The organism is Bradyrhizobium liaoningense (assembly GCF_018130785.1).
Lineage (GTDB): Bacteria > Pseudomonadota > Alphaproteobacteria > Rhizobiales > Xanthobacteraceae > Bradyrhizobium > Bradyrhizobium liaoningense_A.
In genome coordinates this window covers 215,611-225,930 of the sequence record NZ_JAFCJT010000009.1, presented here as the reverse complement: position 1 = coordinate 225,930, position 10,320 = coordinate 215,611, and the positions used below count along the sequence as shown (strand labels likewise).

At 59.2% G+C, this 10,320-nt stretch carries 14 protein-coding genes; 10 read left to right on the top strand and 4 right to left on the bottom strand.

The features are described 5' to 3' along the window. Nucleotides 1-75: 75 nt before the first annotated feature. Together JQ627_RS20600 and JQ627_RS20595 are read right to left on the bottom strand one after the other, a co-directional pair. Complete coding sequence (locus JQ627_RS20600) at nt 76-528, bottom strand: hypothetical protein (protein WP_212485971.1); 453 nt, start codon at nt 526-528, stop codon at nt 76-78. Nucleotides 529-575: 47 nt separating this feature from the next. After that, entirely contained in the window at nt 576-968 is a 393-nt protein-coding gene (locus JQ627_RS20595) for a hypothetical protein (protein WP_212485970.1), read from the bottom strand. A 146-nt stretch (nt 969-1,114) separates the two neighbouring features. On the opposite strand from JQ627_RS20595, the gene JQ627_RS20590 reads away from it, so the two are divergent. Together JQ627_RS20590 and JQ627_RS20585 are read left to right on the top strand one after the other, a co-directional pair. Further along, a complete protein-coding gene (locus tag JQ627_RS20590) occupies nt 1,115-2,047 on the top strand; it encodes a Ku protein (protein WP_212485969.1) in 933 nt (310 codons plus the stop codon). 182 nt (nt 2,048-2,229) lie between these two features. After that, on the top strand, nt 2,230-2,838 hold the full coding sequence (locus tag JQ627_RS20585; protein ID WP_212485968.1) for a cell envelope biogenesis protein TolA: 609 nt from the start codon (nt 2,230-2,232) through the stop codon (nt 2,836-2,838). A 44-nt stretch (nt 2,839-2,882) separates the two neighbouring features. Here the strand turns inward: JQ627_RS20585 and JQ627_RS20580 are convergent, their stop codons facing one another. After that, nucleotides 2,883-3,191 (bottom strand): hypothetical protein, encoded by a 309-nt coding sequence (locus JQ627_RS20580; RefSeq protein WP_212485967.1) that lies wholly within the window; start codon nt 3,189-3,191, stop codon nt 2,883-2,885. A 259-nt stretch (nt 3,192-3,450) separates the two neighbouring features. On the opposite strand from JQ627_RS20580, the gene JQ627_RS20575 reads away from it, so the two are divergent. From JQ627_RS20575 to JQ627_RS20565, 3 genes are all read left to right on the top strand, one after another. Continuing rightward, entirely contained in the window at nt 3,451-3,762 is a 312-nt protein-coding gene (locus JQ627_RS20575) for a DUF736 domain-containing protein (RefSeq protein WP_212485966.1), read from the top strand. A gap of 96 nt (nt 3,763-3,858) precedes the next feature. Continuing rightward, complete coding sequence (locus tag JQ627_RS20570) at nt 3,859-5,640, top strand: hypothetical protein (RefSeq protein ID WP_212485965.1); 1,782 nt, start codon at nt 3,859-3,861, stop codon at nt 5,638-5,640. Further along, the gene (locus JQ627_RS20565) at nt 5,637-6,620 is read left to right on the top strand and encodes an HNH endonuclease (RefSeq protein WP_212485964.1); all 984 of its coding nucleotides are present in this window, start codon (nt 5,637-5,639) and stop codon (nt 6,618-6,620) included. Before JQ627_RS20570 ends, JQ627_RS20565 begins: the two co-directional genes overlap by 4 nt. A gap of 576 nt (nt 6,621-7,196) precedes the next feature. Here the strand turns inward: JQ627_RS20565 and JQ627_RS20560 are convergent. Further along, entirely contained in the window at nt 7,197-7,439 is a 243-nt protein-coding gene (locus JQ627_RS20560; protein WP_312015793.1) for a helix-turn-helix transcriptional regulator, read from the bottom strand. A 91-nt stretch (nt 7,440-7,530) separates the two neighbouring features. Between JQ627_RS20560 and JQ627_RS39105 the strand changes: the two genes are divergently transcribed. The 5 genes from JQ627_RS39105 to JQ627_RS20545 all read left to right on the top strand — a co-directional run bounded on the left by JQ627_RS39105 (nt 7,531) and on the right by JQ627_RS20545 (nt 10,063). Continuing rightward, complete coding sequence (locus JQ627_RS39105; RefSeq protein ID WP_312015795.1) at nt 7,531-7,803, top strand: DUF2285 domain-containing protein; 273 nt, start codon at nt 7,531-7,533, stop codon at nt 7,801-7,803. 166 nt (nt 7,804-7,969) lie between these two features. After that, complete coding sequence (locus JQ627_RS39100; RefSeq protein WP_249143219.1) at nt 7,970-8,164, top strand: transcriptional regulator domain-containing protein; 195 nt, start codon at nt 7,970-7,972, stop codon at nt 8,162-8,164. Nucleotides 8,165-8,231: 67 nt separating this feature from the next. Continuing rightward, a complete protein-coding gene (locus JQ627_RS20555; protein WP_312015792.1) occupies nt 8,232-8,744 on the top strand; it encodes a DUF2285 domain-containing protein in 513 nt (170 codons plus the stop codon). 133 nt (nt 8,745-8,877) lie between these two features. Then, entirely contained in the window at nt 8,878-9,159 is a 282-nt protein-coding gene (locus JQ627_RS20550; RefSeq protein WP_212485963.1) for an AlpA family transcriptional regulator, read from the top strand. 22 nt (nt 9,160-9,181) lie between these two features. Continuing rightward, the gene (locus JQ627_RS20545) at nt 9,182-10,063 is read left to right on the top strand and encodes a replication initiator protein A (RefSeq protein ID WP_212485962.1); all 882 of its coding nucleotides are present in this window, start codon (nt 9,182-9,184) and stop codon (nt 10,061-10,063) included. The last annotated feature ends 257 nt before the right edge of the window (nt 10,064-10,320 follow it).

The following is a 10,320-nucleotide window of genomic DNA, read 5'->3' as shown; positions in this document are numbered from 1 at the left end:
ACTTTCCTCTCATCTAGCTGTGACGCTGACAGCGCCATAGAACCGTGGGGATGAGAGGCCGTCCACACCAGCACATCAGTCAGGCTCGGGTCTGGGATGGCGAGGCTGCCACGTTAGTTGTAGCAGAGTCGCGGATGGACGCCGGCCCGCCCTTGCGCATTTGCGGCAGCGTAGTCGGCTGGCGAGATCGTGCACGAAGGTGCTCGGCGGATGCTTCATTGCTGCGAGGTCGACATCGCTTGGCGTCTTGCAGCGCGTGCACCGGATTTCCAGCCAGGGGAAGCCCCCATTCACGGACTGATCGATGGTCGGCGACGGATCAATCGGTTCGCCGTTACTCCACATCCGCTCGTTCCAGCTTTCGCAAAGCAGCCTGTCGGCTTGCTTGATCATCGCCTCGCCCTTGGCCCGCATTTCTGTCGATTGGGCAGCCAGGATATTCGCCATCGCGCGCGCCTTGCCGAGCTCTTTTGCCAGAGCCTTGCGATCGCCGCTCGACAGTGGCGTAGGGTGATACTTCGGGGCCATCCGGATATCCAGGCGCAGAGAGATCGGGATCGGCAAATCCTGAGCGACTACGGAGTCTCGAACTCTGGCCAGCACCCGTCTTCTTCATGCCTGCCGGTACGCTGCCGGCAGGTGTTGTCGAGCAACCGCTGCGCCACGTCCTTCCAGACTGCGTTGGCTCCATACAGGCGGACGGCGTCGGCGGTCTGGATTTCCACGGTCCGGTCGCAGCGCTGGCAGGAGATGCGCAGCACGTGGCGCTGAATCTCCGAAAGGCGTCGCTGCCGGGCTTCAGCCACGCTCGCACGGGCGCGAGGGTCCTTGAGAACGGATTCCCAATATTCGGCCGGGAGTGGGGCATCTGGACCGGCAGCGGACGGCGCTTGTCTGTCGCCTTTAGCGGCCAGTTTTTCCATCTGTTTCGGGGTCGGCATGCGCCAGCTCGCGGGTCGATCGGTCATTCTGAATTAGAACATAACAAGAACAGATGTCGAGTCCCCTTCAACCTTCATCGAGAAAAAATCTTGGGTTTTGACCGGGGGAGCCATGTCGGAACCAAGCCGGGCCGTTCGTCTTGAATCCGGCACCGAGTAACGGAGTTCCCGCAATGGCCCCCCGCGCTAACTGGAAAGGCTTCCTGCGTCTTTCCCTTGTCACCTGTCCGGTAGCGCTCTATCCGGCCACTTCGGAATCCGAAAAGGTCTCGTTCAACCAGCTCAACCGGAAGACAGGTCATCGCATCAAATACGCGAAGGTGGACGCCGATACCGGGGAGGAGGTTGCCAACGAGGATATCGTCAAGGGCTACAAGGTCGACACCGACACCTTCATCGAGGTCACAAAGGATGAGCTCGAAAACGTCGCGCTCGAGTCGACGCGAACCATCGAGATTGATGAGTTCGTCGACCGCAGCGAGATCGATCCGCGATATCTGATCCGTCCTTACTACCTGACACCCGATGGCAAAGTCGGGCACGACGCCTTTGCGGTTATCCGCGAAACTATCCGCGAAATGAACAAGGTCGCGATCGGTCGCGTGGTGCTGACCAATCGCGAGCACATCATAGCGCTGGAGCCGCTGGACAAGGGACTTATGGGGACCTTGCTGCGCTATCCCTACGAAGTCCGGCCCGCGGAAGAGTATTTCGACGATATCCAGGATGTCAAAGTCACCAAGGACATGCTCGACCTGGCCCGGCACATCGTCAATCAAAAGGCGGGCCACTTCGAGCCTGACAAGTTCGAAGACCAATACGAAACTGCCCTTATCGATCTCATCAACCAGAAACGCACCGGCAAACCCATCACCGCGAAAGCGCGCCCGCGAGGCGAGAACGTCGTCGACCTGATGGACGCGCTGCGCAAGAGCATTGGACGAGACGCGGCGGCCGCAACAGAGGCTCCCAAAAAGCTGAGCAAAAAACCGCGCAAGGCGGCGACCGGGCAGAAGGAAATGCTGATGCCGATCGCAGGCAAGAAGCAAGCGAAAGAGGCTGCGGCCAGGAAACCGGCGGCAAAACCGCAGCGTAAGTCGGCTTAGGTGTTGTAAGCGTCCAGTGATGCCGGCGATCGCTACTTCGTCGTCGGCGGCAGGCTTTGACGGCCGTCAAATCCTGGTCTGTGCGACCAGTCGGCCGCGCAGTTCAAATGCTTTGGGAATGGCTGCTTGCGGCGCAGACGAAACGACGGGATCTTACGGTCGCGTTGGTGGGCAGGGGTGTCATGGCGAGAAAACTGAAAACCTACCAGACATCGCTGGGTTTCTTCGATCTGGCGATAGCGACGCCTTCCATGAAAGCGGCGCTGGACGCGTGGGGCGCAGACAGCAATCTCTTTCATCAGGGCGCGGCTAAAGAAAGCGATGAACCGGACGTCATCGCCGCAACCATGACAAAGCCCGGCGTCGTTCTCAGGCGCCCGGTCGGATCCGACGGATCTTTCAACGAGCATGCCGGGCTGCCCACCGATCTTGGCGACGGCAGATCAACGGCTGCCCGCAGGTCGAAAGGCTCAAAAGCAAAGAAGTCTCGCCCTGTCGACAAGGCTGCGGAGCGAAATGCCGCTCTTGACTACGACCGGGAACAGAGACGTCGCGAGCTTGAACGAGCAAGAGAGGAGGCGGCCAGGCAGAAGGAGCGCGAACGCCGTCAGCAGGCGGTCGACAAGGCGCAGGCTGCGCTGGACAAGGCCAGGCAAGAGCACACGAAGCGGGCCGCGGCCGTCCAGGCCGAGGTCGAGGCTCTCGAGAAAAGGTTGCAGGCCGAAGAAACCCGCTGGGATCAAGAGAAGGCGCGATTGGAAGCTGCGCTGCGGCGCGCGCGAGGCTCGTGAGCGGCCCACAGTCGGGCGGCAGTCGCACGTGAAGGCCAAGATCCTTAGTGCTTGTCAGCCGCATCAGCACGCGCGGTGCGACCTGCCTCAAAGTGGGACCCGGACAGGCCTTGCGCGAGGCCCGCCACGGCCTCCCAGTCCAGGAGCCCTTCCGGTTCGCGACGGCTTGTCCGGGAGATCACGCCAGCAGCACCTATATCCGACGCGCGGGAATGCGTGGCGAGCTGGCGTTCGCCAGGATGCCTCTTTCTTGCCTTTGATACGCGGCCGTCATTTTTTGTTCGATCAATCCAGGCGCGTCCTTGTCCTGCGTCGGTGCCGGCCGCCATGATTGTCTCCGTCAGTTCGTTCATCGGGCGCGTCCAACGCAACCTCGAATGGGCTGATCAAGCCCGAGGGCCGGCAAGAGCCTCGATCGCCTTCCCGCAACGGCTACGCCTGCTTTTTTCCCCTGCCGGAAGAGACGGCATTCCTCGCGGAAGACAAAAAAGCAGGCTTCTCGCCGTCCTTCGCTGGCGCTGCGGGCCTGGAGGCTGCGGGCCGATCGCTCCCCGGGCCAGTGATCGCCATCGAGGCTGCGAAGGGCGGCCCGAGCAACAAACGGAGACAACCATGGCTACCATCGGCAACTTCACAGCTTCGGACAACGGCTACATCGGCTCGATCAAGACCCTGACGCTGAACATCAAGGCACGGTTCGCCCCATCCGAGAAGGACAACGAAAAGGCGCCCGACTATCGCATCTTCGCCGGTGTGACCGAGTTCGGCGCCGCCTGGAAGAAAACTGCTCGCGACAGCGATCGTGAATACCTCTCGGTCAAGCTCGACGATCCGAGCTTCCCGGCCCCTATCTACGCCTCGCTGGTGAAAGTCGAAGGCGAGGAAGGCTTCATCCTGATCTGGTCGCGCCGCAACGGCGACTGATCGCTGGCGACAATGGGCCCCGCCTTTCTACGGCGGGGCCTTTTTTTGTGTGCTTGTCTCCGCACTTTGAAGTAAGCCTGATGCCGTTGAGGGGACATGACGCCGGAAGAGCGGGAAATCATCCGGGAATTTCAAGCCGGACTCGTGCGTGAGGAAGAGAGCGTTAGTCGCAACCTCGCCTCGGATCAGCTCGGCATGGGCTTCCGCACCGCAATCAATGAGCTCGACTGGTATGTCTGGAATTATGCGCAGCAGGACGAGCCAACAGAAGAGCAGGAAGAGCAGTATCTGATTATTTCATTGGGGGTGACCCGGCTCATTCGGCTCTCGATGCAACTTCACTGCGGTTTCCTTGTTCCGGCACTTACCTTTAGACGGCAGGACGGGCCATACCGGGAGATCCTGACCCTCATCAGCCACCTTGGATTCATTCAGCATGGCCGCCGGATAGCGGAGTCAGCGCTCGCGGGAATCTGCCAAGTCGGGCGCGGAGCAGAAGGTCGCTATGAGTTCGTCCTGCCCGCGGAGATCGTCAACCATGCGGCGGTTGAGAAGGACGTCACCAACCATTTTGCCCGCGAGATTGTGCGAATCCGGAATGAACAGATGCAGCAATCAGAAGGCTTAAAGCTGCGGAATGTCATAGACGAGCTGCACGATGAAAACGTGTTTCTCTTTCGCGATTATTTCATGGGGTATGATGCGGATCCGCTGCTTGACGAGTATTATTTTCAGATCGCATGGAACGACCTTAAAAATGCGACGGGATTCGACTCCTTTAACGAGCGCCGCGAATTCGGTGGGATCAGCTATTTAAAATATACTCTAGCGGCGGCGTTCGTGAACTCTCTCTGCCTGAAGCACGAGGCCTTTTGCCGCGCCATGGTGAGGAAACATCCGGAAGTGCGGATGGAAAATATTCTGACTATATCTGCTGACCGGGCAGGATTGATAGATTCGATCCGGGATTCCCTTAACATTGTTGGTCGCAATTTCCAGCACTACACGACCACAACGGAGGAGCAGGCGAAGCAGATATACGAAATAATTGCCGTCACTCCCCGCAACGCTGAACTTCTCGACGGTGCTGCGGCCGCGCTACCTTGCATAATCGAATTCTCGCAAGGGGGGATCGTTAAATGTCTCTTCGGGAGACATCGTCAGATGGAGTTTCTGCTGGGATCGCTCAGACGAACCTATCGTAAGGAATTCGATTCCTACCAGCGATTGCGGGAAGGTTCCTTCCAAAGCGCTGTTGAGTGTCTTCTCACTAGCTCATTTCCCGATCTTGAAATGCGCCGGAACGTCAGGCTACGAAAGGATGGAAAAGATCTTACGGACATTGATTTGGCCGTCATCGACCGGCAGCAAGGCTATCTGTTGCTTATACAGCTGAAATTTCAGGATAGTGCCGCCAGTGATTTCCGGGTCGACGCTTCCCGCATGAAGCATTTCCGCGATGAGTCGGTGCGCTGGCTTGAAGTCGTGTCGGGATGGCTTGAGGTCACGAGCGAGAAAAATTTGGGGGCTACGCTTCGTATACCGCGTGGCCTGCAGATAAAGCGAATTCGCAAGCTTGTTCTGGCGCGGCATCACGCATGGTCGCTTCGGTCCGCGCAGCTTGATGACGACACCTCGTTTGCCACCTGGGATCAACTGGTCAACACCGTAATGCTCATGGAAAAGCAGCAGGGGGATTTCCGCACGCTCGGCGGAATCCACACAATGTTGCGAACCTTTATCGTGGATACACCCGATCGCTATCATCGTGACCAGGCGCCAGTGGAGTATGTGCTCGACTCCCTGAAATTTGCAGTCATGCAGACCGCCGCGGACGGATCCCTTGCTTCGGGCACTGCTGAGGTGCGCCGACGATGAACCGGGTATGGTCGTTTCTAACGATTGACGGCGTTCGCCAGTATGGCGGCAATACGGGCTATGACGATGATCCGGAAGTCGTCTATCGGTATGACAGCGATGTAGCGAACCACCTTCAGGTCCAGGTCGGTGATGTTGTGTTTGTTCGCTCCCGATTGAATGTGCTTGGCGTTGCCGAGATTGAAAGCGTTCATGTCGGGGAAGGGCAGAAGGACCGACTGCGCTGCCCTCATTGCAGGGCGACAAACATCAAGCAACGTCAGACAAAGACCCCTCGATGGGCCTGCAAATCCGGTCACTATTTTGATGAGCCTCTCAACGAGCCTGTCGCCGTAAAAACCTACGAGGCGCGGTATGCATCCTCGTTCCGCTCTGTGTCCCCTGAACTGACGGTCAGTCGCCTTAACGAAGCGGTGCTGAGGCCAAGTGACCAGATGTCAATCAAGGAGATGGATCTTGCGCGTCTCGAGGCGTTTCTGGGCGGGAATGCTGACGGGTTGCTGAAACGCTATATCGGCCGGATGTCTGTTCCCGATGAGGCAACTTTTGCGCGGGACGACGACCTCCAGTCCGTTATCGCCGCACGTCGGCGGGTCTTGCGAGAGATCAGCTTGCGGCGGGGGCAAAAACAATTTCGTAACAGGCTCATTCGCCGGTATGGCCTCCGTTGCCAGATTAGTGGATTTGATTTTGCCGCCGCAATAGAGGCCGCTCACATCCGACCTTATGCGTCATCCGAAGACAACGGCGCAGGAAACGGGCTTCTTCTTCGCAGTGATCTCCATACTCTCTTTGATCTGGGCTTTATTGGAATAAACCCTGCTACCTTACGGATCTCGCTCAATCCTGCTTGCATGTGCTCTGCCTACCGGGAGTTCGACGGAGTTCTGCTGTTCGTTGGCGAGACAACGGGCCCTGATTCCAGCGCTCTTGCGCAGCACTGGGAGCTTTTTCAGAGCTGCCTTTTGAGCCTGCCATGAGCTTGCGGTGTCGCTCGCCGGAGGCACTCGCGCGAGGGGCCCGCCGTCACTTCATGCCGGCGTCGCTATCACTGCCCATCGCGCGGGTGCCTTGTTAACCGGTCTCGCGACTGCACTCGGTCCCGGGTCCCGCCGCTGCGCGTCGGCGCTATGCTGACCCTCCTGCGGGTGCCTCTTTTGCCTTTATCATTGTTTGGCATTCCGCTTGCGCTACACGAATAGACCTTTTGAAAGCTAAGGGGCTCTGCCCCTCGCGCGCGCCAGGGTAAGGCGCCGGCTCATGCCGGCGCCGCCCCGAGCGGTCTCCCCGATCTTCCGCGCTCTCCTGTATCCTGCAGTTTCCCGAGCCACCCACGCGCTTGTGCAGACCCGCTCTTCGAGCGGCCCTTGGTCGGGCGGGTGATCCCCCTCCGCACGGGGCGCCCTGGCACTTGCTACCCCCGGTCTCGCCGACGGGCAGGGTTGCAGCGCAGTGCTGCGCTTCAACCGCAGCCCTTATGAGAAAAAGTGTTATTCTAGCGGTTGGCTCTTACATTGCCCGGTCGCAACGCTCATGGCCGGCAGATCGGCCAGCACCTATTTGGCACGAGCCTTCCTTGCCGTTCGCTTCAGAAATTCATCGGGTTCGACGTCAAGCTTATCGGCAAGGCGGCCAATCACCTTAATGCTGACGTGGTAGACGCCCTTCTCAAGCTGGCTCAAATAGCTTCGGCTTATCTCGGCCTCTAAAGCAAGTTCATCTTGAGACCATCCCTTGGCATTGCGCAGACGACGCAAGTTGGTGGCGAATGTCTCCCGCAAATCCATGCAAAGAAACATGCCGCTTGTTCAGTATATTGCACCTCGATATACTTAACAAAGTGGCCGTCCCTTGAAACGTTACACAGTGAACGACGCAACCGATAAAATGATTCACACTCCGCCGCTCGATCCTGATGTGGACGACCTTGCTCCCGCTGAGCTAGTCCTGACACCTTACGACGAGCAACACGTTGTGACTTACATTCGAATTCTGCAAGCCGAAGGTGAGGGCGCCGACTGGCGGGACGTAGCTCGAATAGTGCTGCACATTGATCCGGATCATGAACCGGACCGCGCCCGGAACGCATACCAGAGTCATCTTTCTCGTGCGAAGTGGTTGACGGAGCAGGGGCGTCTCTTGCGCGCCGGGGGGACGAGGTAGAAGAATTTCTTCGTCGGAAACATCTTTCCGGCCACCATCTTCTCCAGCCGATCCGTGGTCACTCCACGAGCACCACGTGGTGCGCAAACAGGGCCTTCCTGCAACCCCGCGGTTTATATTTATTGCGCCGCGATCCTTGTTAGCTGCGTGCGGTGGGGCGGAAGCAATGCCTGAGTTCGATTGGCGGTCGCCGAAATCCTACAAGTGTCTTCAGGAAGCAGAAATCACTGACATCGCTTGGGAATGTCTTCGTCGTAACGCGGATTATAAGCGCGACTACGAAACGATAATCGCCAGTAACCCGGACGGCGAAGTGACGGCAGAATTCAGGAGGAGATGGGGCATCTGCTTTCGCCCATGACCCGCTGAGGTCCTTCCGGGAACAGACGATTTTTTGGGCGCCCGGGGTTCTGCCTTCCGTCGTGCCCGTGGCAGTGGCCGCGCCACCTCCTGGCAATGGCGCGCTGTCTCAGCCGCTCCTCGATCTTGAGGCTGGCCGGATTCGGCGCGCCCGGGACGGCTGGCACGCTGTGCTACGCATCGGGTCGGTCGAGCACCGTGTCTGGTCGAAAGAACCTCCAGTCGTCGGCGGTCTTTATACGGCCGAACTGCCATTTGATGTCGATTTTGAAGAACGCGCATTTGCCGCGCGACGGCTGTGGCGTGCGATGAACGGACGCGCGACGGGTCCCGCTTTTCGTGATCTGTCAAAGCAAAGGCGTGAGCGTTTCGGCCAGGCTCTTCGTGCACTCGATGCGCAAGCTGCCGGCAGTACATACCGGGTGATCGCAGAGGCGCTGTTCGGCAAGAAGCGCATCCCCGACCGCGCCTGGAAAACGCACGATCTGCGCAATCGGACTGTCCGGCTGGTGCAAACCGGCCTCGCTTTGGTGCGTGGCGGTTATCGCCGACTTCTGCGACCGGGGCACAAGGACGAATAGTGGACGGCGTGAGGGGTATCGAAAATCACCCCCTCAATCTTCGGCATCCCCCTCCGACGTCGCACTTCTCCATGATGGCCGCACACACGACGGCGCCACCCTTCGCAGCGCGCTGTCATCCTGGAGCTCTCAGATGCCCGATCCGATGGCCGGTCTGCCACCCCGTTTCCTGCGCACGCCCGAGGCCGCCCGCTATCTTGGCCTGTCTGGCCGAACACTGGAAAAGCACCGCACGTACGGTACAGGACCAACGTATCGGAAGATCGGTGGCCGTGTTGTCTACGCCGTGGATGACCTGAAAGCGTGGGCTGATCTCGGCGCCAAGACGTCGACGTCCGATCCCGGAAAGGGGACTGTTCTGCCGGCCAGGAAGCAGCCGATGCTGCGCCCGTATGCCGGCCAGGAACGCCGCTGATCGCCGCGAAAGAGCAGTCACCATGCGGCACAAACACCATTCCGAGCGCGAGCAGCTTGAGCTGTTTCGGGCGCTACCCGGCGATCTTGCACCTCGCGACGCGCAGGATCTCATGGCTTATCCATTCTTCTCGCTCGCAAAAACGAAGCGGATCGTGCCGATCGATTTCCGCGCGGGCGCAATCGCTATTCGCGTTGAATCGGTGCCCGAGCACGGAATGGCGACCATCTGGGATGCAGACGTTCTGATCTGGGCGGCTTCCCAGATCGTCGAGGCACGTGACGCCGGATTGAAGACGTCGCGCCTGATGGCGGCAACGCCCTACGAGATCCTGACGTTTGTCGGCCGCGGCACCAGCGCACGGGACTACGATCGGCTGAAGGCCGGCCTCGACAGGTTGCAGTCAACCACGGTGCTGACGTCGATCCGCCAGCCTGCAGAGCGACGACGGCACCGTTTCTCCTGGATCAATGAGTGGAAGGAAATGGCCGACGCCAGCGGGCGTCCGTACGGGCTCGAGCTGATCCTGCCGGACTGGTTCTATGCAGGTGTCGTTGATGATGCGCTCGTGCTCACGATCGATCGCGCATATTTCGATCTGACAGGAGGGCTCGAGCGCTGGCTCTATCGTCTCGTTCGCAAACACGGCGGGCGTCAGAACGGTGGCTGGAGTTTCGATCTTGTGTACCTCCATGCCAAGTCCGGCAGTCTCTCGCCGCTCAAGCATTTTGCATACGACGTACGGCAGATTGTCCAGCGCCAGATATTGCCCGGCTATCAGCTGGTGCTCACGCGCGATCCGAACGGTGCCGAGCGACTGAATTTCGCACCCACAGCGGTCGATCCACTCGCGGATAGACTACGCAAGCGCGGCCTCATCCCCGGGACGGAGGACAACCAGTGAATCAACTCGTGCTATCGGGGACCGCTTTCCTCGTGCCATCAGGGACCGGATCCTCGTGCTATCGGGGACCGGAATCGGGATCAAGTCCTTGCTTCGCTGCGCTTTTCAGGCGCCGTAACCTTACTAACCGGAAATCCTCCGGATTTCTTCTAACGGACCAGGCCGAAAGCCACGTTGGTAAGGTGCGGCAAAGGCAGTCTGACAGTCCAGCCTGCCTTTGCAGGCCATACACACTCTCCACCAAGCTCCCGGCTCAC

Coding starts and splice junctions, on each gene's coding strand:
- JQ627_RS20560 (WP_312015793.1), bottom strand. CDS start 7,439: ATGTTTCTTTGCATGGATTTGCGGGAGACATTCGCCACCAACTTGCGT.
- JQ627_RS20550 (WP_212485963.1), top strand. CDS start 8,878: ATGCCCGATCCGATGGCCGGTCTGCCACCCCGTTTCCTGCGCACGCCC.
- JQ627_RS20575 (WP_212485966.1), top strand. CDS start 3,451: ATGGCTACCATCGGCAACTTCACAGCTTCGGACAACGGCTACATCGGC.
- JQ627_RS20595 (WP_212485970.1), bottom strand. CDS start 968: ATGACCGATCGACCCGCGAGCTGGCGCATGCCGACCCCGAAACAGATG.
- JQ627_RS20545 (WP_212485962.1), top strand. CDS start 9,182: ATGCGGCACAAACACCATTCCGAGCGCGAGCAGCTTGAGCTGTTTCGG.
- JQ627_RS39100 (WP_249143219.1), top strand. CDS start 7,970: ATGCCTGAGTTCGATTGGCGGTCGCCGAAATCCTACAAGTGTCTTCAG.
- JQ627_RS20600 (WP_212485971.1), bottom strand. CDS start 528: ATGGCCCCGAAGTATCACCCTACGCCACTGTCGAGCGGCGATCGCAAG.
- JQ627_RS20585 (WP_212485968.1), top strand. CDS start 2,230: ATGGCGAGAAAACTGAAAACCTACCAGACATCGCTGGGTTTCTTCGAT.
- JQ627_RS20570 (WP_212485965.1), top strand. CDS start 3,859: ATGACGCCGGAAGAGCGGGAAATCATCCGGGAATTTCAAGCCGGACTC.
- JQ627_RS20580 (WP_212485967.1), bottom strand. CDS start 3,191: ATGAACGAACTGACGGAGACAATCATGGCGGCCGGCACCGACGCAGGA.
- JQ627_RS20590 (WP_212485969.1), top strand. CDS start 1,115: ATGGCCCCCCGCGCTAACTGGAAAGGCTTCCTGCGTCTTTCCCTTGTC.
- JQ627_RS20565 (WP_212485964.1), top strand. CDS start 5,637: ATGAACCGGGTATGGTCGTTTCTAACGATTGACGGCGTTCGCCAGTAT.